This is a genomic window from Arthrobacter sp. NamB2 (assembly GCF_005281365.1).
Classification (GTDB): domain Bacteria; phylum Actinomycetota; class Actinomycetes; order Actinomycetales; family Micrococcaceae; genus Arthrobacter_D.
Genome location: NZ_SZWI01000004.1, coordinates 115,234 through 134,152 on the forward strand (window position 1 = coordinate 115,234; position 18,919 = coordinate 134,152).

The 18,919-nt window shown below is 67.0% G+C and carries 20 protein-coding genes and 1 tRNA gene; 7 read left to right on the plus strand and 14 right to left on the minus strand.

The window, feature by feature from the left end; translation table 11 throughout:
• The first annotated feature begins 417 nt into the window (after positions 1-417).
• Positions 418-1,452 (plus strand): AAA family ATPase, encoded by a 1,035-nt coding sequence (locus FDK12_RS09260; RefSeq protein WP_137369314.1) that lies wholly within the window; start codon positions 418-420, stop codon positions 1,450-1,452.
• Between the two features lie 84 nt (positions 1,453-1,536).
• On the opposite strand, the gene nrdF is transcribed toward FDK12_RS09260, so the two are convergent.
• The 4 genes from nrdF to nrdH all read right to left on the minus strand — a co-directional run bounded on the left by nrdF (position 1,537) and on the right by nrdH (position 5,515).
• Positions 1,537-2,511: a class 1b ribonucleoside-diphosphate reductase subunit beta gene (nrdF, locus tag FDK12_RS09265; RefSeq protein ID WP_104117401.1), complete on the minus strand. Its 975-nt coding sequence runs from the start codon at positions 2,509-2,511 to the stop codon at positions 1,537-1,539.
• 95 nt (positions 2,512-2,606) lie between these two features.
• Positions 2,607-4,766: a class 1b ribonucleoside-diphosphate reductase subunit alpha gene (gene nrdE, locus FDK12_RS09270; RefSeq protein ID WP_137369315.1), complete on the minus strand. Its 2,160-nt coding sequence runs from the start codon at positions 4,764-4,766 to the stop codon at positions 2,607-2,609.
• Positions 4,763-5,230, minus strand: a complete 468-nt coding sequence (gene nrdI / locus FDK12_RS09275; protein WP_137369316.1) for a class Ib ribonucleoside-diphosphate reductase assembly flavoprotein NrdI — start codon at positions 5,228-5,230, stop codon at positions 4,763-4,765. Before nrdI ends, nrdE begins: the two co-directional genes overlap by 4 nt.
• A gap of 39 nt (positions 5,231-5,269) precedes the next feature.
• The gene (nrdH, locus tag FDK12_RS09280) at positions 5,270-5,515 is read right to left on the minus strand and encodes a glutaredoxin-like protein NrdH (protein ID WP_104117404.1); all 246 of its coding nucleotides are present in this window, start codon (positions 5,513-5,515) and stop codon (positions 5,270-5,272) included.
• Positions 5,516-5,923: 408 nt separating this feature from the next.
• Here nrdH and FDK12_RS09285 point away from each other — a divergent pair, with 408 nt between their 5' ends.
• Both FDK12_RS09285 and FDK12_RS09290 read left to right on the plus strand, forming a co-directional pair.
• Positions 5,924-6,877 carry a LysR family transcriptional regulator gene (locus tag FDK12_RS09285; RefSeq protein WP_137369317.1) on the plus strand — a complete coding sequence of 318 codons (954 nt, stop codon included), beginning with the start codon at positions 5,924-5,926 and terminating at the stop codon, positions 6,875-6,877.
• A 91-nt stretch (positions 6,878-6,968) separates the two neighbouring features.
• Positions 6,969-8,006 (plus strand): SDR family oxidoreductase, encoded by a 1,038-nt coding sequence (locus FDK12_RS09290; protein WP_137369318.1) that lies wholly within the window; start codon positions 6,969-6,971, stop codon positions 8,004-8,006.
• A gap of 52 nt (positions 8,007-8,058) precedes the next feature.
• Here FDK12_RS09290 and FDK12_RS09295 read toward each other — a convergent pair whose 3' ends face one another.
• Together FDK12_RS09295 and FDK12_RS09300 are read right to left on the minus strand one after the other, a co-directional pair.
• On the minus strand, positions 8,059-8,958 hold the full coding sequence (locus tag FDK12_RS09295; protein ID WP_137369319.1) for a methylenetetrahydrofolate reductase: 900 nt from the start codon (positions 8,956-8,958) through the stop codon (positions 8,059-8,061).
• Positions 8,959-9,011: 53 nt separating this feature from the next.
• Complete coding sequence (locus tag FDK12_RS09300) at positions 9,012-10,166, minus strand: App1 family protein (protein WP_137369320.1); 1,155 nt, start codon at positions 10,164-10,166, stop codon at positions 9,012-9,014.
• 162 nt (positions 10,167-10,328) lie between these two features.
• Between FDK12_RS09300 and FDK12_RS09305 the strand changes: the two genes are divergently transcribed.
• The 4 genes from FDK12_RS09305 to FDK12_RS09320 all read left to right on the plus strand — a co-directional run bounded on the left by FDK12_RS09305 (position 10,329) and on the right by FDK12_RS09320 (position 12,540).
• On the plus strand, positions 10,329-10,682 hold the full coding sequence (locus tag FDK12_RS09305) for a hypothetical protein (protein WP_137369321.1): 354 nt from the start codon (positions 10,329-10,331) through the stop codon (positions 10,680-10,682).
• A 189-nt stretch (positions 10,683-10,871) separates the two neighbouring features.
• Positions 10,872-11,261, plus strand: a complete 390-nt coding sequence (locus tag FDK12_RS09310; protein WP_137369322.1) for a hypothetical protein — start codon at positions 10,872-10,874, stop codon at positions 11,259-11,261.
• 76 nt (positions 11,262-11,337) lie between these two features.
• Positions 11,338-12,177 (plus strand): hypothetical protein, encoded by an 840-nt coding sequence (locus tag FDK12_RS09315; RefSeq protein WP_137369323.1) that lies wholly within the window; start codon positions 11,338-11,340, stop codon positions 12,175-12,177.
• Positions 12,178-12,342: 165 nt separating this feature from the next.
• Positions 12,343-12,540 (plus strand): hypothetical protein, encoded by a 198-nt coding sequence (locus FDK12_RS09320; RefSeq protein WP_137369324.1) that lies wholly within the window; start codon positions 12,343-12,345, stop codon positions 12,538-12,540.
• Between the two features lie 160 nt (positions 12,541-12,700).
• On the opposite strand, the gene FDK12_RS09325 is transcribed toward FDK12_RS09320, so the two are convergent.
• From FDK12_RS09325 to proB, 8 genes are all read right to left on the minus strand, one after another.
• Positions 12,701-12,773: transfer RNA gene (locus FDK12_RS09325), tRNA-Ala, on the minus strand.
• 96 nt (positions 12,774-12,869) lie between these two features.
• Positions 12,870-13,550 (minus strand): histidine phosphatase family protein, encoded by a 681-nt coding sequence (locus FDK12_RS09330; RefSeq protein WP_137369325.1) that lies wholly within the window; start codon positions 13,548-13,550, stop codon positions 12,870-12,872.
• Complete coding sequence (rsfS, locus tag FDK12_RS09335) at positions 13,547-13,954, minus strand: ribosome silencing factor (protein WP_137369326.1); 408 nt, start codon at positions 13,952-13,954, stop codon at positions 13,547-13,549. The genes FDK12_RS09330 and rsfS overlap by 4 nt, the downstream gene beginning before the upstream one ends.
• 27 nt (positions 13,955-13,981) lie before the next feature.
• Positions 13,982-15,283, minus strand: a complete 1,302-nt coding sequence (locus tag FDK12_RS09340) for a hypothetical protein (protein ID WP_137369327.1) — start codon at positions 15,281-15,283, stop codon at positions 13,982-13,984.
• Between the two features lie 7 nt (positions 15,284-15,290).
• Positions 15,291-16,007 (minus strand): nicotinate-nucleotide adenylyltransferase, encoded by a 717-nt coding sequence (nadD, locus tag FDK12_RS09345; RefSeq protein ID WP_262983383.1) that lies wholly within the window; start codon positions 16,005-16,007, stop codon positions 15,291-15,293.
• Positions 16,008-16,045: 38 nt separating this feature from the next.
• Complete coding sequence (locus FDK12_RS09350; protein WP_137369328.1) at positions 16,046-16,282, minus strand: hypothetical protein; 237 nt, start codon at positions 16,280-16,282, stop codon at positions 16,046-16,048.
• Positions 16,283-16,392: 110 nt separating this feature from the next.
• Positions 16,393-17,712, minus strand: coding sequence for a glutamate-5-semialdehyde dehydrogenase (locus tag FDK12_RS09355; protein WP_137369329.1), 1,320 nt, complete (start codon positions 17,710-17,712; stop codon positions 16,393-16,395).
• 47 nt (positions 17,713-17,759) lie between these two features.
• Positions 17,760-18,917 carry a glutamate 5-kinase gene (gene proB, locus FDK12_RS09360; protein ID WP_137369330.1) on the minus strand — a complete coding sequence of 386 codons (1,158 nt, stop codon included), beginning with the start codon at positions 18,915-18,917 and terminating at the stop codon, positions 17,760-17,762.
• Positions 18,918-18,919 lie beyond the last annotated feature (2 nt).

The window sequence follows — 18,919 nt, forward strand, 5'->3', positions numbered from 1 at the left end:
CAGCCACGCCTACTCGGCGAGGGGCCGTAGACCGGCAGGACGCGTGGTAACCCTCAGTGCACTGTATATCCGTGGGTGTTGGTTCCACCGGTCCAGTTCTGTCGCAGCGCGCCGACCCATCGTCCATGCCATCGGGTTATAAGTACACGGAACGCTGGAGGACAGCCATCGACTTCGAAGCCGAGCAGGGGTGCGAGGAAACCCTGACAGTATGCCGTCCGGGCACGCTGCGTCACTGGGCGGAAAGAGGGCCGATCATTCTGCTCCTTGCACGGTGACGCGGTGCGGCGTGAACGAAGCTGCCAGCGCCTTCACCGTGGGGCTACAGTTGTGGCGCACGACCGAAAACCTGCCCAGCACCTGATCGAACCACCGCGCTCTTCCGGTCGCGGACCAGATGTCGTCCAAGGAGAGAGCATGGCCGCCAGCCGAAATCCGCTCGATGACCTGCGCGAAACGCTCGGCCACCTCGCCGAGCAACTCAAGCTGCCCGGTTCGGAGCGGGTGGACGACCTGGTGGGTGACCGCATCGGCGCGCGGCCCGGTCCTGCACGTCCGCTCGCCGAGGTGCAGGCCGAACTCGACGCGCTGGTGGGGCTCGACAGCGTGAAGGAACAGGTGCGGGCACTCGTGGCATTGCTGCAGGTGCAGGCCCGGCGCAAGGCGCACGGATTGCCGGAGGTCGCCACCTCACAGCATCTGGTGTTCCTGGGGAACCCGGGCACGGGCAAGACCACCGTGGCGCGGCTCTTGGCCGAGATGTACCGCGCGGTCGGCTTGCTGCAGAAGGGCCATCTGGTCGAGGTCGACCGGTCGGGCCTGGTCGGGCAGTACGTGGGCGCAACCGCCATCAAGACGGACCGGGTGATCCGGAAGGCGTTGGACGGCGTCCTCTTCATCGACGAGGCCTACGCCCTGTCACCGGAGGATGGCCGGATGGATTTCGGCCCCGAGGCGATCGAGGTCCTGCTGAAGCGGATGGAGGATCACCGGCACCGCCTGGTGGTCATCGTGGCCGGTTACCCGCGACTGATGGAGGCGTTCCTGCTCTCGAACCCGGGCCTGCGTTCCCGGTTCGCCCGCGAGATCACCTTCCCGGACTACTCCGTCGATGCGCTCCAGACGATCTTCCACCAGATGCTCGCCCAGCACGAGTACATCCCGGAGCCGAGCGCGGAGCAGACCCTGCGGAGCATCCTCGCCGGCCTTCACTCCGGCGAGGACTCCGGCAACGCGCGCTTTGCCCGCACACTCTTCGAGCAGGCGCTCAATCGCCAGGCGCTGAGGTTGTCGCTCAACGAGGACCGAAACCTCGACGACCTCGATCGGGAGGAAGTGATGATGCTGACGTCGGAGGACCTAGCGCAAGCCGCGCAGGCGCTGGGAGCGGAACCCGAGCCCGAACCGCTACCACACCACAGAACGTCGCGGTGGTGGGATTGGCTGACCTGACTGAATCAGCCGCAGGAGCACGAAAGGCCCCACACGCGTGGGCGTGCGGGGCCTCTCAGACAACGGCGAGCGGGACGGGGAGGACTAGAAGTCCCAGTCCTCGTCCTCAGTGTTCACGGCCTTGCCGATGACGTACGAGGAGCCCGAGCCGGAGAAGAAGTCGTGGTTCTCGTCGGCGTTCGGGGACAGCGCCGAGAGGATCGCCGGGTTCACGTCCGTGACCGACGACGGGAACATCGCCTCGTAGCCCAGGTTCATGAGCGCCTTGTTGGCGTTGTAGTGCAGGAACTTCTTGACGTCCTCGGCGAGGCCCACGGAGTCGTACAGGTCATGCGTGTACTGGACCTCGTTCTCGTACAGCTCGAAGAGCAGCTCGAACGTGTAGTCCTTGATCTCCTGGCGGCGTTCCGGCGTCGCGCTCTCCAGACCGCGCTGGAACTTGTAGCCGATGTAGTACCCGTGCACGGCCTCGTCACGGATGATCAGGCGTACGAGGTCCGCCGTGTTCGTGAGCTTGGCGCGCGAGGACCAGTACATCGGCAGGTAGAAGCCGGAGTAGAACAGGAACGACTCGAGCAGCGTCGAGGCGACCTTGCGCTTCAGGGGATCGTCACCGCGGTAGTAGTCCGTGACGATGTGCGCCTTCTTCTGCAGGTTCACGTTCTCCGTGGACCATCGGAACGCCTCGTCGATCTCCTTGGTGGAAGCCAGCGTGGAGAAGATCGAGGAGTAGCTCTTGGCGTGCACCGACTCCATGAAGGCGATGTTCGTGAGGACGGCTTCCTCGTGGGGCGTGACCGCATCGGGGATGAGGCTCACGGCGCCTACGGTCGCCTGGACCGTGTCGAGCAGCGTCAGGCCGGTGAAGACGCGCATGGTGAGCTGCTGCTCCTCGGGCGTCAGCGTCGCCCACGACTGGACGTCGTTGGACAGCGGCACCTTCTCCGGCAGCCAGAAGTTGTTCACCAGGCGGTTCCAGACCTCGACGTCCTTGTCATCCTGGATGCGGTTCCAGTTGATGGCCTGGACCTGATCGACGAGCTTCAGCTTCTCGCTCATGGTGTGTTCCTTGTCTGGGTGTTAGTAATGCCGGTGATCCGGGTCGAGCCTGTTCGCCAGGCCGGGCGCAAGGCCCGGCCTGACAATTTTAGGTGCTACAGCATGCAGCTGACGCAGCCCTCGACCTCGGTGCCCTCCAGCGCGAGCTGGCGGAGACGGATGTAGTAGACCGTCTTGATGCCCTTGCGCCAGGCGTAGATCTGGGCCTTGTTGATGTCACGCGTTGTGGCGGTGTCCTTGAAGAACAGCGTCAGGGACAGGCCCTGGTCCACGTGCTGCGTCGCCGCGGCATACGTGTCGATGATCTTCTCGAAGCCGATCTCGTACGCATCCTGGTAGAACTCCAGGTTGTCGTTCGTGAGGTACGGCGCCGGGTAGTACACGCGGCCGATCTTGCCTTCCTTGCGGATCTCGATCTTCGACGCCACCGGGTGGATGGAGGACGTCGAGTTGTTGATGTACGAGATCGAGCCCGTCGGCGGCACAGCCTGCAGATTCTGGTTGTAGATGCCGTGCTCCATGACCGAGGCCTTCAGTGCGCGCCAGTCCTCCTGCGTGGGGATGTGAACGTCGGCGAACAGCTCACGCACGCGCGGCGTCGTCGGCTCCCACACCTGCTCGGTGTACTTGTCGAAGAACTCTCCGCTCGCGTACTTGGAACGCTCGAATCCGGCGAACTTCCGGCCGGTCTCGATGGCCATCAGGTTCGATGCCCGGATGCAGTGGTACACCACGGAGTAGAAGTAGATGTTCGTGAAATCCAGGCCCTCTTCCGAGCCGTAGTGGACGCGCTCACGGGCGAGGTAGCCGTGGAGGTTCATCTGTCCGAGGCCGATGGCGTGGGAGGCGTCGTTACCGGCGGCGATCGAAGGGACCGAGCTGATGTGGCTCATGTCCGAGACAGCCGAGAGGCTGCGGATCGCGGTCTCGATGGTCCGGCCGAAGTCCGGCGAGTCCATGGTCTTCGCGATGTTCAGCGAACCGAGGTTGCAGGAGATGTCCTTGCCCACGGAGTCGTAGGACAGGTCCTCGTTGTAGGTGGTGGGCTGCGAGACCTGGAGGATCTCGGAGCACAGGTTGGACATGATGATCTTGCCGTCGATCGGGTTGGCCCGGTTCACGGTGTCCTCGAACATGATGTACGGGTAGCCGGACTCGAACTGGATCTCCGCGAGGGTCTGGAAGAACTCACGCGCCTTGATCTTGGTCTTCTTGATCCGGGCGTCGTCCACCATCTCGTAGTACTTCTCGGTGACCGAGATGTCGGAGAAGGGCATGCCGTAGACGCGCTCGACGTCGTAGGGGGAGAACAGGTACATGTCCTCGTCGCGCTTGGCGAGCTCGAACGTGATGTCCGGGACGACGACGCCGAGGGACAGCGTCTTGATGCGGATCTTCTCGTCCGCATTCTCGCGCTTGGTGTCGAGGAAGCGGTTGATGTCCGGGTGGTGCGCGTGCAGGTAGACCGCGCCGGCGCCCTGGCGGGCACCGAGCTGGTTGGCGTAGGAGAAGCTGTCCTCGAGGAGCTTCATCACAGGAATGACGCCGGAGGACTGGTTCTCGATCTGCTTGATCGGCGCACCGACCTCGCGGATGTTGGTCAGGGCGAACGCGACGCCGCCGCCGCGCTTGGAGAGCTGGAGGGCCGAGTTGATCGACCGTCCGATCGACTCCATGTTGTCCTCGATGCGCAGCAGGAAGCAGGAGACGAGCTCACCGCGCTGGCGCTTGCCGGCGTTCAGGAAGGTCGGGGTAGCGGGCTGGAAGCGGCCGTCGATGATCTCGTCGACCATCTGCTCGGCGAGCTGCTCGTTGCCGCGGGCCAGGTGCAGGGCAACCATGCACACGCGATCCTCGTAGCGCTCGAGGTACCGCTTGCCGTCGAACGTCTTCAGGGTGTACGAGGTGTAGAACTTGAAGGCACCGAGGAACGTCTCGAAGCGGAACTTCTTGGAGTACGCGCGCTTGTAGAGATCGCGGATGAAGTTCATCGTGTACTGGTCGAGCGTCTCACGCTCGTAGTACTCGTTCTTCACGAGGTAGTCGAGCTTCTCCTCCAGGTCGTGGAAGAACACCGTGTTGTTGTTGACGTGCTGCAGGAAGTACTGGTGCGCGGCTTCCCGATCGGCGTCGAACTGGATCTCTCCGTTCGGCCCGTACAGGTTGAGCATCGCGTTGAGCTCGTGATAACCCATGTCCTTGAAGCGGTCCACTGCGGCTGCGGGTGCGCCCGTCTCCGTCTCTGCAACACTCATGTCCAAAACTCTTCCAATCCTTTGGTTACTCGGTCTACGTCCTCGGACGTGCCCATGACTTCGAATCTGTACAGCACCGGCACATCGCACTTGGCTGCGACGATGTCCGCGGCAAGGCAATAGGTCTCACCGAAGTTGGTGTTCCCGGCCCCGATGACCCCCCTGAGGAGGCTGCGGTTCTGCTTGTTGTTCAGGAATTTCACGACCTGACGTGGCACTGCGCCCTTACCGGTGATCCCTCCGTAGGTCGGGAGGACCAGCACGTAGGGCTTCAGCGCCCGCAGCGTCGGCTCCCTGGTGAGCAGAGGCATGCGGGCGGCCCGGACCCCCAGCTTCTCCACGAAGCGATGGGTGTTGTCGGAGACGGACGAGAAGTAGATCAGCGAGGCGTCGGTGACGGGCCACTCCGCCTCCCCGGCCGGATGAGTCGAGGTGGGTCGGTCTTCCACAGCGATGGTGGTCATCCCTGATGCCCCGACGGCGGGATCCCTGACGGGAACCGTTCAGGCTACCGAACTGACGGCGGAATCGGCGAGGGCACTGATCTTGTCAGGACGGAACCCGGACCAGTGGTCGCTGTCCGTGATGACGACGGGAGCCTGCAGGTAGCCCATGGAGCGGACCCGCTCGAGGGCGGCTGGATCCTCGGTGATGTCGACGCTCTGGTAGGCGATGCCCTTCTTGTCCAGAGCGCGATACGTGGCGTTGCACTGTACGCAAGCCGGCTTCGTGTAAACCGTGACGGTCATGTTCTAGTCCCCTGTTCCTGTACTGCTGTCGTGCTGTGTCATGAGTGGCGCGTAACCCTGGATAGGGGGAGGAGATCCGGGGATTCCTGCGCCTGAAGGGCCCATGCCGTCCAGCGGCTGTTCTGTCCTTCGATACTACATCTAGTGCGGCCAGATGAGACAGACCCCAAGATGATGTATTACAAGTATGTCATTACTGGGACTGGTAGTCCACACGATGTCCACAGACGGGGCTCCTCGGAAAGCCCGGAATCCAGCCGGTCAGGGGTCGTTTCGGAGCAGCGGTCCACACGCTGTGGAGTACTTTCGCACAGGCCGAGAAACTCCCGTGTCGCGGTTCGTGGGCGTGTCGCGGTGGTCGGGTGTAGAAGACTGGGCGGAGGAATCAAAGGACTTGGAGAGTGCTACGTGGTGAACCCGATCCACCTTCGGACGTTGCTCGAGGTGATCCGTCATGGATCGTTCAGCGGCGCAGCCACCAGCCTCGGGTACACCGCCTCCGCAGTATCGCAACAGATGTCCGCCCTCGAGCGTGACACCGGTGCCACCCTCTTCACCCGATCCGCCCGCAGCGCCGTTCCTACGGACGCGGCCGTCGCCATGTCCCGCCATGCGTCGAAGGTCCTGACGGACATCGACGCACTCCTGGCCTCCACCGCCCGCGCCGGTTCCGGGCCTGCGCACGAGCTGCGGCTCGGCATCTTCCCCAGCCTCGCGACGTTCGCACTCCCCCGGCTGCTGCGGATGCCGGAGTGGCAGCGGCTGGGGGTCTCCCTGCGCGTCTTCGTCGGGGAACCCGCCCATGCGATCCAAGGGCTGCGCACGGGTGGCGATCTCGACCTCGCGCTCGTCTACCAGGTGGGGCAGGCCGGGCTCGCCTGGCCGTCGACGCTCAGCCGCCAGTGGATCGGCGATGACGACTTCCGTGTCATCCTCCCCGCGAGCTGGGGTATCCGCAGCGGCTCCCGGGTCACAGCCGACCAGCTTGCCGACATGCCGTGGATCATGCACCACCCCGGCACCGCGGATGCAACGGTCATCGAACGGCTCTTCGCCAGCTGCAACCTGCACCCGCGCATCTCCGCCTACTGCGACGATTTCAACGCGAGCCTAGAACTGACAGCAGCCGGCCTCGGAGCAGCGCTGGTGCCCGAACTCGCGATGATCAACAGGCCCGACGGGGTGGTGTCGCTCGACGTGCCCGAGATACGTCTCGCACGCAGCATCTTCGCCCTGCGGACAGGCGACGCAGACGACGCCCGAGTGCGCCTCTTCATGGATCAGCTGGCCGATATCCTCCGCAGCCAGAGCATCGGACCCAAGCACACCGCCCAGGGATATGCACCCACTCCCGAGCGGTGAATTCCCGTTGCATGTGCCCGGTCTGTGTCCGTACGTTCGGCTGAGGTGCGGGCGGTCACGCCCGACGAGGGACGAACCGAGGAGGAGCTCAGTGCGGATCAGGAACAGCGTCGTCGTCATCACCGGAGCGGCGAGCGGCATCGGCCGTGCGACCGCACTCCGCTTCGCCCGCCGTCGGACCCATCTGGTACTGGCCAGCCGACGCGTGGAGGCCCTCGAGACCCTCGTCGCGGAGTGCACCGCCCTGGGTTCCCGCGCCATCGCGGTGCCTATGGACATGTCCGAGTACGAGGCCGTGCAGGAACTCGCGAGCAGGGCAGTCGAGGAGTTCGGGCGCATCGATGTCTGGGTCAACAACGCCGCCGTCTCCTTCTTCTCGCCGTTCCTCGAGGTACCCCTGCGCGATTTCGAGCGCGTCATCGACGTCAATGTCTTGGGTTACGTCTACGGAGCACGCGCCGCGCTCGAGCGCATGCAGGACCAGGGCAGCGGCGTCCTGGTGAACGTCGCGTCGATCGTCGGCGAGATCCCCCAGCCCTATACGTCCGCCTACTCGATGTCGAAGGCCGCGGTGCGCGCTCTGGGCGTGAGCCTGCGGTCCGAGCTGAAGCTCGACCGGCAGAAGCGCATCCACGTGTGCACCGTCCTTCCGCCCACCATCGACACCCCCTTCTTCAACCATGCGGCGAACTACACCGGCCGGCGCGCCGTGGCGATGCCCCCGGTCTACAGCGCGGACCGCGTCGCGAAGGCGATCCTCGACGTCGTAGAGGCGCCGGTCCGCGAGGTCGCCGTCGGACGCATCGGTCGCTCGATGGTGCGCCAGCACCGCCTGATGCCGGGCCGTCTTGAGAGGGTGATGGCGCACCAGGTCGAACACACCCACCTGTCGAAGAAGGAACCGGCCGAGGACTCCACCGGCAACCTGTACGGCCCCTCGCTCGACCCCGCCAACGCAGCGGTGCCGGGCGGCTGGAGCGGACGACGACGCACGGCGCAGCGCACCATCCTCGGCACGGCGCTCGTGGGCGTCGGGGCCGTGGTCTTCGCCGACAAGCTCAAGGCGGTGGCTCCTGCCGTGGCCGGGACCGCGGCGAGCCTGGGACGAGCGGCAGCCAGAGCCCGCTGACCCGAGCGCTCGACGACCGTTCCGGCGCATTACCCCGGCGCGATGTCCGTCCCTACATCGACGCCGCGAGGCCGGCCTCCGGCGGGCGCTTGAGATCCAGCGCGTCGAGGACGTCGAGAGCCGCCGAGTGCTCGTTGAAGGTGTACAGGTGGATCCCCGGAGCGCCGTCGGCAAGCGCCGTCCGTGCCAGGTCCACTGTTGCCGCAACGCCGATCCTGCGGCGCTCGGCGTCCGTGCGCGCGCCCTCCAGGCGGGACCACAGGGCTTCGTCGACGCCGATGCCGGCGAGCTCGCTCAGCTTCGTGAGCCGCCGCGTGCTCGTCATCGGCACGACGCCGGGAATGATCGGGATCGTGACCCCTGCGTCGCGGGCCCGGCTGACCAGGCCCGAGTAGTCGTCGGGCCGGAAGTAGACCTGGGTGATCGCGAAGTCGGCCCCCGCGCCCTCCTTGGCCAGAAGAACCTGGATGTCCTGCTCCACGCTCGGGGAATCCGGGTGCCGTGTCGCGTATGCGGCGACGCCCACCGAGACCCTGCCCGCTGCGAGCTGGGCGGACCGCTTCGCTTCGACGTCCCGGATCAGCCGCACGAGCTCGTCTGCGTGCTGGAGCTCGCCGGGATGCGTCTCGCCGTCCGGGGCATCGCCGCGAAGCGCGAGGATCCCGCGGACACCACCGCCGATGAGCCGGTCGACGATCGCCTCGAGCTCACCCCTGCTGCTCCCGACGCACGTGAGGTGTGCCAGCGGCCTGAGGCTGGTTTCCGTCAGGAGGCGGCGGAGGAGATCGACCGCGGTCTCCTGGTTGCTGCCGGCCGCACCGTAGGTGACCGACACGAAATCAGGGCGCGTCGCCTCCAGTCGCCGGATCGTCGTCCAGAGCGAGTCCTCGGCCTCGGCATTTCGCGGCGGGTACAGCTCGTAGGAGAGCGCCGGGTAGGTCGGTGGCGGCATGGTTCCTTCTCGTGCGTGCTGATCGTCGGGTGCCTGGCGCGATCCCTGAGCGGCTATGCGGGTTCGATACCGTCGGTCTCTTCGGGGACGTCGGCGGAGCGGACGTCGCTCTCGATGATGCCGAGTTTCTCGAGCTCGTCCGACATCCCGGCGCCGTCCGGGGCATAGATCCACGGGATGCCCGGTGTCGGCTGCACTCCTGTCTTTGAACGGCCGCCCGCGAGCACAGCCTCGCCCACGGACAGTTGGCGGATCGCGATCGCCCGGACGTTCTGCGGGTGGCGCTGGGCGAACTCGGAGTAGATGGCTTCGTCGTGCTGGCCGTCGTCGCCCACCAGCAGCCACTTCATGTGCGGGAATTCCTCAGCCAGCCGCTCCAGGGACGTCCTCTTGTGATCCTGCCCGCTGCGGAACCAGCGATCACGCGTGGGGCCCCAGTCGGTCAGCAGCTTCGGCCCCGCGGGGTAGAGGTTACGGGAGAGGAATCGCGACAGCGTGGGCGCGACGTTCCAGGCACCCGTCGAGAGGTAGAGCACGGGGGCCGACGGAAGAGTCCGGACGATCCGCTCGTACAGCACAGCCATGCCGGGAGTGGGCGTTCTTGCATGCTCGTCCAGAACGAAGGTGTTCCAGGCCGCGAGGAACGGTCGAGGCAGCGCCGTGACCATCACGGTGTCATCGATGTCGGACACCACTCCGAAATCGGTTTCGTCGGCGACGATCCTCACGGGCGCTTCGACGATCCGCGAGCCACCCGACTGCAGGGTTATGTCGTGCCAGCCGGCTTCAAGGGTGACGGGGATCCGCGCGTCGACGACGCCGCCGCGGTCCGCGACGACATCGTGCACCGTGTCACCGATGGTGACGTGGACGACGGCGTGGGCCACGGGCGCGCTCGTGAAGTTCCGCCAACCCCGCATGCCTTCCTGAAGAGGCTTCAGGGGGCCTGCATCCGTACCGCGGCCCGTATCCCTCGGGTCGCTGAGGACCACACGTGCCAGCACGCGCACCCACGACGTCGTCCCGTACCCGGTGTACGGAATGACGGTCTCCACTCGTCCCCGCCGGATCGCAAGCCGCGTCTGGAAGCGGAGCCAGGCGTCGTCGAGGCGGACAGCAAGATGGCGGTCCTCCGTGCCGGGCTTCGTCGGGGTGCTGTCAGTGGGGCTGTCGGAGGACGGGTGCGACTCCGCGGAACGTGGACACATGCGGTCCAGTCTGGCACGGCAGGAGCATCGGCACGAGTGCGGGTACGCAGGTCACGGACGGCTAACAACCACGACATCGGGTTCGGACGGTCTTGTCGGCGCAGCGGGTGGCTGCGACGCTGGAACCTCGAGTCAGCAGACAGACGAGCGTCGGGGGATCCAATGGCACACGAGTGGGACGTGTTGGGCGTGCGCCTCAAGGAGGACAGGATCCTGCGGGGCTGGGACGTCGCGGAGGCGCAGGACCCGGAGACCACTGCAGCCGACCTGGCCCATGCGATCCTGTTCGGCAACGCGCAGGCGGCTCTCGAGGCCGTTGCGGCCGGCGGAACAGGGCTGACCACAGACCATGCACGCGCGCTGCACTTCGCCAACGAGATGGCAGAACTGCGCCACTACGGTCCGCTCATCGCCGTCGAGGACAGCCTTCCTGCTCTCGCACCTGGCGTCCAGCAGATCATCGACAGCTTCGACGAACGCGGGCTGTGGGACGGCCAGCCACGGTGGATGCTCTGACACAGCGCCCACCCCCACGTCCGGTGCACAGCGTCACATCGTCCTGGCCCCCCGAACCATCCGGTCCGGGCTCGGCGAATGGACACTGGCCCGAGCCGCTCTGCGAGGCCGCCACCGCGAGGTGGTTCAGTTGAAGCCCGTGGCAGCGGCCACAAGCCGTCGCGGGTGCCTATGAGGCGGTTCTTCTCCATGCATACAGCACTGCTACGAAGGTGTACTTCCCGAACTCCGGAGGGCCACGACGTCGGCCGGTTCTCCCTCAGGGCCCTGGCCGGGCTGCTGCATGTCCGCTGGCAGCCGGACCTCGTCATCGATCGGACCGACATCACGCTCGCGGCCGCGGCCATCCAGGCCCGGGGAGGCCCGAACCTCCCCCTGCTGGTCGAGGTCTGCGGCCTGAGGGAGATCACCCGCGACGCGAGGGACGCAATTCTTGCCTACCGGCACTCCCCGAGGATAGCCATCCTCGGTTCGGACGCCGTCGACCTCGTCCTCACCGCTTTCGCCGTGAGGTCTCCCATCGAGACCCGGTTCTTCACCGATCGGGACGAGGCCGTGGGCTGGTTGCTGCAGGGCTGAGACCTCCACCACAGACCGGCTCGACGCCGACCCCGCACGGAAGCCGCACCGGAAGGTCGCATGGCACACTCGATGCATGGCGGCCGTAATCCTTGCATGGAACCCTGACGAGTCCCAGTGGACCGGCACGTATCCCGCCGACGTGCAGACCGTGAGGAAAGCAGGTGTGCTGCGGCAGGCCTGGTCAATGACCTCCCCGGCGGCCCTCGACCCGGGGGTGGATGTCTGGTTTCTCGTCGTCGGCCGCCATCAGGCCATGCGCGGACTCATCGGGCACGGCATCCTGGCGGGCATCAGCGGACGCACGGCAACGGGCACAGCGCGCCTGGACATCGACGTCGACGTGCTGCTGGCCCATGGCGACCAGGTCGGGATGCATCTGGTTGCCGAGCGCATTCCGGAGCTCGACACCACGGAGTTCGATGCGCTCGTCGTGAGCGGCTCGGCCGAGACCGCACTGCGCGCTCTCTGGGCGGAGGCCAACGCGCCGGAGGCCGCTTCGGTCTTTCCAGTACCCGGCGCCTTGCCGGCCTCGGCGGTGACCCGCATCGCCGTCAATTCATTCGAGCATGACGGGGATCTCCGCAGGGTCGCGCTGGCCCATCGCGGATCCGCCTGCCATGCCTGCGGACTCGACTTCGAGCAGGTCTACGGCGTGGCTGCGGCGGACCTGGTACAGGTCCATCTCATCACTCCCCTCGCGCACATCGACGAGACCTATAGCCCGGACGCCCTGGTGGATCTGATTCCGCTGTGCCCCAGCTGCCACGTCGTGGTCCACAGCCGTTGGCCCGACCCCTACAGCGTGGAGGAAGTCAGGGCTCTCCTTTGCCGCAGCGGGTTCCTGCGGGGGACCGTCCTGTCGGACGAGCAGCTGGAGGCGGAGGCAGCGGCAGCCCGGATGCTCGGCGCCTGATACCTCGGTGGCCTCGGTCCGTGCGTGTGGTCGATGGCCGGCAGCACCTCACGCGAACTGCGGGCCTGTCTGTCGCGCATCCGATCTCGCACAAGGCCCAGCGACAAGCGGCAACGAAGTACCTGCACACGCAACTCGTGCATCGTCAAAGAGAGACAGCAGACCATGATCACCCATCCGGGCGAGTACCACGACGCCGACTCGAGGGCCCCCATCCCCCAGTCCCGGCAAACCCTCGAGACCATCGAGCGGGGGCGGCTGATGCCTCCCCTACCCGTCCAGGTGGCCCTGCGCGGGAAGCTGCCTGCTCAGGTCATGGTGCTGCCCGTCCGCAGCCCGGCTCCTCGGGAAGAGGCCGCCTAGGGCTGCCGGCAGGCTCGTGCCTATCTGCTCGACCAGCACCCCCCCCGGATCGGTGCTCGCCGGGGGCCCGGGACGATGGCGCAGCTCCGGGATGAGCCCTTCGAGGGCAACAAAAAACCGCCGGACCAGGGCTTTCGCCCTGTAGTGCAGCGGTTCGTTGTGGAGCTAAGGGGATTCGAACCCCTGACCCCCTGCATGCCATGCAGGTGCGCTACCAGCTGCGCCATAGCCCCGTACTTCGCTGCTCTCAGAAGGTCTTACCCCTCCGAAGCAACTTGATTAGTGTAGTAAATTTCGACCGCTTCGCCAAATCGGCCGACTCCTCCGCCTCAGCCCTCGAGTGGCTCGACCGGCAACGAACCGAGACCGACGTTGTGCTCGGTCAGCTGCCACCCGAAGAGCGCGTCATCCCTGCCCACCACCTCGTGGACCTCAGACCAGTGGCAGTTCGAGAGGCCGGCAAGGGCGCCCCAGCGCTTCGGCGGAAGCCCCATCAGCGCTGCCAGGGCTGCCCGGATCGCACCTCCATGACTGACGACCACGAGTGTCTCCGACGGCGCTACGCGCTCGACGGCTTCGGTGACGGCCGCGAGCATCCTCCGACCCACATCCAGGCGGCTCTCTGCTCCGCCTGCCCGCACCTCGGGGTCTCCCGCGCGCCAGGCGGCGTTGTCGTCGGCGAACTTCTCGTCGATCTCCGCGAAGGACAGACCCTGCCACTGCCCACCGTTCGTCTCGCGCAGCCGGACGTCATAGGTGACCTCCAGTGCGCTGAGTCCGGCCAGAGCGGCCGCGGTATCCGCTGCCCGCCGCAGGTCGGACGCGACGATCAGGAAGGGCTGACGCGCCGCGAGCACTTCCGCAGCACGTGCCGCCTGCTCACGACCCGTCTCGTCGAGGTCGATGTCCTCCTGGCCCTGGAAGCGCCCGGACCGGTTCCACTCCGTGCGCCCGTGGCGCCAGAAGATGATGCGACGTGCAGCCGGATCGGCGTGGGGGTACCGCGTCACTCCGCTGCGTCGTCGGACGCGGCCTGCGGTGAGCCCTGCAGCGCTCCCTCGAGCTGGAGATCGATCGAGGGGCAATCCTTCCAGAGCCGGTCGAGCGCATAGAACACCCGATCCTCCTCATGCTGAACGTGGACGACCACCTGGGCGTAGTCGAGGAGAACCCAGCGGCCCTCGCTGCGACCTTCGCGCCGCACCGGCTTGAGACCCTGCTTCGACAACTCCTCCTCGATGCCGTCGACGATGGCGTTCACCTGCCGCTCGCTCGGCGCGGAAGCGATCACGAAGACATCCGTGATCGCAAGCCGGTCACTGACGTCGATGGCGACGATTTCCTGGGCGATCTTGTCCGCCGCGGCGTGTGCCGCTGTGCGGGCAATGCCGATGGACTGTTCGGTAGCGCTCACTGATCTCCTTGTGTGTGGCCAGCAGTTTCACCCATTGAGGGAGCTGACTGTCATTATTATCCCGGTTGTGAGGGCGCCTGCGCCCACGCCAAGCAACGAATACTGGATGTAGCGCAGCCGGCGGAGCCGTCCGAGCCCCGCGGTCATAGCGTCGAGCGGTTCGAGACCGAAGGCGCTCCGGGCCTTGATCGGCTCCGTCTCCTCGCCGCCGTCGACTTCCTCCTCACGCTCCGCACCTGCGGGTTCCTGGCGGGCGGTAGGCGGTGCAGCCGGCGCCCGGCGCGGCCGCGGGAGCACGACGGGTACGTGGGAGGTCGAGGGAGCCCGCAGGACCGACTGCGCCGCACCCGGCACACGCACGAACTCGGGCGGAGCGACGATCGACAGGTTGTGGGCAGTGGTCGGGTCATTCGCGGCCGGTCTGCGCTGCTGGTTCTGCTCGGACAGCTCCTGCATGCGGCGCGCACGTGAGTTCAGGACGGCGGCCCGCTCGGCGAGGGCCTTCTGCTGGGACAGGACTTCCAGGTTGACGGTGAAAGGATCATCCGCGCCGCTGGCATTGAGCTCGGCCGCGTGCTCCCGGGCGTCCTCGACAATCGCCTGCCGCGCTGCAAGCGCCTCCTCGACGGTCATGTCCTCGACGCTGCGGTCCTTCGGCGCGTCCGCCGTCGTGGTGATCGCCGGATCCGCTCCCGCCTGCACCGCTACCGTCGGGGCGGTCTGCTGCCGCCTCCGATCCCTGCGACCCCCCGGCAACGGCTCCCCGGACGGACGCGCCACGGAAGCTCCCGTCCGCACGGCCCCAGCACTCGCTGCAGGCCCACCCGGCAGTACTTCCGCGAGCCCTTCGGATACCGCCGACGGAATTCCGGCTTCCGCTCCGGCAGCTTCATCCTCGGCGCGGGCCACTGCACCGGGGGCGGTGGATGGGGCGCCCTGCGCGGCCGTATCGACGTCGGCACTACCCGGAGCACCCATGCGGGTCTGAGCCTGCTGCAACCGCAGCTGGCGACGGGTGGGAGTCTCGACACGGGCGCCGTCCTCGCCCTGGACCGCCTGGCTCTCGGCCAGTGCGCGGTACGCCCTCAGCGCTTCCCGGTTGCGCGCACGGGCCTGCGACTCGCGCTCCCTGCGCTGCTCGGGCACGGCATCCACGGGTGTCTCCGCGGCCCGCCTGCTGCGTCGCGATGCGCCGTCGAAGGAGGCCCGCTCGGAGGCGCCCTCGAGGACACCGGTGGTGTCGCTGCCCTTCACGTCGAGCCCCGGTGACTCGACACTGTCCGCTGGTGATGACCCTGTGAGCGGTGCGTCGTCGTTTGCCTTGCTCATTGCTGATTCACCCAGTTGGTTGTTGTACGGAGGTGGGGTTACCCCCGTGCTTTCCTTCCGCGGGAAAGACTTCGTCGTTGTCCGGAGCGGAGAGTTGCCGCTCCCCGCGGTGCTCCTCACGCCGGTAGAGCCGGTGCTTGGCGATGTACTGCACGACACCATCCGGTACGAGGTACCAGACCGGCTTCTCCTCGCCGACGCGTCGCCTGCAGTCCGTGCTGGAGATCGCCATGGCCGGCACCTCGAGCAGGCTCACGTCACGCCCCCGGCCGTTCAGCTCGTGCCCCGGCCGTGTCACCCCGATGAAGTGGGCCAGGGACCACAGCTCCTCCGCGTTCTTCCACGTGAGGATCTGCGCCATGGCGTCGGCACCCGTGATGAAGAACAGTTGGGCGTCGGGCCGCTCCACTTTCAGGTCGCGCAGAGTGTCGATCGTGAAGGTCGGACCCGGCCGGTCGATGTCCACCCGGCTCACCGTGAAGCTGGGATTGGATGCCGTGGCGACGACCGTCATCAGGTAGCGGTGCTCAGCGGCTGTGACGTCCTTGTCGGCTTTCTGCCACGGTTGGCCCGTGGGGACGAAGACGACCTCGTCCAGGTCGAAGACCGATGCGACCTCACTCGCGGCTACCAGGTGGCCGTGGTGGATGGGGTCGAAGGTTCCGCCCATGACGCCGAGGCGCCACGGAGACCCGTCATGGTGCCGCTGCCGGGGCCCGCCCATGACGTCCCGTTCGATACTCTCTGCTGCCACCGAGACCGCTAGTGCCGGTTCGCTTCGCCGTGGTCGTGATTGTTGGCGTGCTGCTTGTGCGGGTCCGTGTGCTCCTCGACGGCCTCGTGCCGGTTGCGGACGTTCGCGAAGGACACCGTGACGATCATGAGGGTGAGCAGGATGCCCATGGCGATCAGTCCGTACGCGACGGCAGGCATCGGCAGTTCGGTGTGGTGTTCCATGGCTTCGTTCGCCAGCAGTGCGCTGCCGAGGGAGTAGAGCATCGTGGTTCCTCTGTCAGGTCAGGTATCGCCGGTCCGCTTCCGCCCGGCGCGAGAGTTCCCTCCCATGGTACGCGCAATGGTGCACGTCCCCGGCAGCCGCGCGACAGGTGTCAGCGTCGGATCTGACCCGAGCCCTGCACGATCCACTTCGTGGTCGTGAGCTCCGACAGTCCCATGGGGCCGCGCGCATGCATCTTCTGGGTGGAGATACCGACCTCCGCACCGAGGCCCAGCTCACCGCCGTCGACGAACCGCGTCGACGCGTTGACCAGCACGGCTGCGGAATCGACGCCGGCGACGAATTCCTCCGACGAGGCCAGGTTGTTCGTGATGATGGCCTCGCTGTGGCCGGTACTCCACCGACGGATGTGCTCGAGCGCCTCGCCGACGCTGTCGACCGTCCTGACGGCGAGGTCGAGTTGCATGTACTCCCGACCCCAGTCCTCATCCGTCGCGGACGGCGCGTCCGCATCCTCGGGCAGCAGGTCCCTCGCGCGGTCATCGACGTGGAGGGTCACGCCCGCGCGGAGGAGCGCCGCGAGGACGGCAGGAGCCGCTGCCGATCGGTGGTGCACGAGCAGCGTCTCCACCGTGTTGCACACACTGGGGCGCTGCGTCTTCGCGTTGAGCAGGATGTCAATGGCCATCTCCTCGTCCGCGCCCTCGTCGAGGAGGATGTGCACGTTGCCCTCGCCCGTCTCGATCACGGGGACGCGCGCCGTGGTCACGACGGACTGGATGAGGTCGCGCCCTCCCCGGGGAATCAGGACGTCGATCCGGCCACGCGCCTGCATCAGCACCTGGGCGCCCTCCCTGCCGAACTCGTCGATGGTGAGGACGGCGTCGTCGGGCAGTCCCTGGTCCTCGAGGGTGTCCCGGATGATTCCGACGAGCGCGCCGTTCGTAGCCGCGGCCGCGCTGCCGCCGCGGAGAATGACGGCGTTCCCGCTCTTGAGCGCCAACCCGACGATGTCCACGGTGACGTTGGGGCGCGCCTCGTAGATGGCGGCGACGACACCGAGGGGCACACGGACCTGGCGCATGCGCAGGCCGTTGGGCAACGTCTCCGCCCGAACGGCGGTGCCGACGGGGTCAGGGAGGCCTGCCAGCTGGGCCAGCGCGTCCGCCAGGAGCCCGATGCGCTCGGGGTCGAGGCTCAGCCGGTCCAGCATGTACTCGGAGGTGCCGGCGGCACGCCCGCGCTCGACGTCGGTCCTGTTGGCGGCCAGCACGAGGTCGCGCCGGGCGACGAGGGCGTCGGCGATGGCGAGGAGGACGCGATCCTTGCGGGCGCGGGTGACCTGGCCGAGGATGCGGGATGCCACGCGGGCCCTGTCCGTGATGGCGTGGACAGCCCGGGTGAGCTCATCCGGGGACAGTGCCTCGGCGTTGTCGTTCCGGATCGTGGGCTCGGTCTTCAGGTCGGTCATTGCAGCATTCTACCGAGCGGTCGCTCCCGCGGTCCCGGGACGACGTCTCATGACACGGCCGGGGCGTGAAGCACCACGAGGTCGTTGACATGCACTACGGACCGTTCGTACTCCGCGCCGAACTCGTCCGCCAGGTCGTGGGTGGAGCGTCCGAGCATGCGGGGAAGCTCCGCCGAGCTGTAGTTGACGAGGCCCCGCGCCACCACGGTCCCGTCCCTGTTGACGAGCTGCACGGGATCGCCGGCCTCGAAGGCCCCGGAGACACCGACCACGCCGGCAGGCAGCAGGGACCGTCGGCGCTCCCCCACCGCACGCACCGCACCGTCATCGAGCACGAGGGTGCCGAGGACGCGCGCGAGGTGCGCCAACCACAGCAATCGGATGGGCTGGCGCTTGCCGGTCGCGGTGAACCAGGTGCCGACGTCGTCTCCGCGGAGCGCAGCGGCTGCGTTGGCGGTCGACGTGACGAGGGCGGGGATGCCGGAGGACGCAGCGATCGTTGCAGCCTCTACCTTCGTGACCATGCCGCCCGTGCCGACCCCCGCCTTTCCCGCGCGACCGATGATCACGCCGTCGAGGTCCGCAGGAGAGGTGACGAGCGGAATACGGCTGGCGCCCGCACTGGGTGGACCATCGTAGAGCGCGTCGACGTCGGACAGGAGCACGAGCGCATCCGCCTTGACGAGGTGGGCCACGAGCGCCGCCAGGCGGTCGTTGTCACCGAAGCGGATCTCGTGGCTTGCGACCGTATCGTTCTCGTTCACGATGGGGACGACACCGAAATTCAGGAGCCGCTCCATGGCCCGGTGAGCGTTGGCGTAGTGCGATCGCCGGATGAGGTCGTCAGCGGTCAGCAGGATCTGGCTCACCGTGACGCCGTGCGCTGCGAATGCCTGCGAGTACTGGGCCATCAGCAGGCCCTGCCCCACACTCGCGGCCGCCTGCTGCGTGGACAACTGGGACGGTCGGCGGGCGAGGCCCAGGGGCGCCAGACCCGCGGCGATCGCTCCCGAGGACACCAGGATGATCTCCGTGCCGGCGGTGCGCCGCGAGGCGAGGACATCGGCGAGGCCCACGAGGGCCTCGCCGGAGATGCCTCCGGAGACGGAGGTCAACGACGACGAACCGACCTTGACGACGATCCTGCCCGCAGCGACCAGCCCCGAGCGGGAGGCCAGCGGCTGCCGGGACTGTTCCGGGGCCACGC

Coding starts and splice junctions, on each gene's coding strand:
- FDK12_RS09260 (WP_137369314.1), top strand. CDS start 418: ATGGCCGCCAGCCGAAATCCGCTCGATGACCTGCGCGAAACGCTCGGC.
- nrdF (WP_104117401.1), bottom strand. CDS start 2,511: ATGAGCGAGAAGCTGAAGCTCGTCGATCAGGTCCAGGCCATCAACTGG.
- nrdE (WP_137369315.1), bottom strand. CDS start 4,766: ATGAGTGTTGCAGAGACGGAGACGGGCGCACCCGCAGCCGCAGTGGAC.
- nrdI (WP_137369316.1), bottom strand. CDS start 5,230: ATGACCACCATCGCTGTGGAAGACCGACCCACCTCGACTCATCCGGCC.
- nrdH (WP_104117404.1), bottom strand. CDS start 5,515: ATGACCGTCACGGTTTACACGAAGCCGGCTTGCGTACAGTGCAACGCC.
- FDK12_RS09295 (WP_137369319.1), bottom strand. CDS start 8,958: ATGCCGCCACCGACCTACCCGGCGCTCTCCTACGAGCTGTACCCGCCG.
- FDK12_RS09300 (WP_137369320.1), bottom strand. CDS start 10,166: ATGTGTCCACGTTCCGCGGAGTCGCACCCGTCCTCCGACAGCCCCACT.
- FDK12_RS09305 (WP_137369321.1), top strand. CDS start 10,329: ATGGCACACGAGTGGGACGTGTTGGGCGTGCGCCTCAAGGAGGACAGG.
- FDK12_RS09310 (WP_137369322.1), top strand. CDS start 10,872: ATGCATACAGCACTGCTACGAAGGTGTACTTCCCGAACTCCGGAGGGC.
- FDK12_RS09315 (WP_137369323.1), top strand. CDS start 11,338: ATGGCGGCCGTAATCCTTGCATGGAACCCTGACGAGTCCCAGTGGACC.
- FDK12_RS09320 (WP_137369324.1), top strand. CDS start 12,343: ATGATCACCCATCCGGGCGAGTACCACGACGCCGACTCGAGGGCCCCC.
- FDK12_RS09340 (WP_137369327.1), bottom strand. CDS start 15,283: ATGAGCAAGGCAAACGACGACGCACCGCTCACAGGGTCATCACCAGCG.
- nadD (WP_262983383.1), bottom strand. CDS start 16,007: ATGGGCGGGCCCCGGCAGCGGCACCATGACGGGTCTCCGTGGCGCCTC.
- FDK12_RS09350 (WP_137369328.1), bottom strand. CDS start 16,282: ATGCTCTACTCCCTCGGCAGCGCACTGCTGGCGAACGAAGCCATGGAA.
- FDK12_RS09355 (WP_137369329.1), bottom strand. CDS start 17,712: ATGACCGACCTGAAGACCGAGCCCACGATCCGGAACGACAACGCCGAG.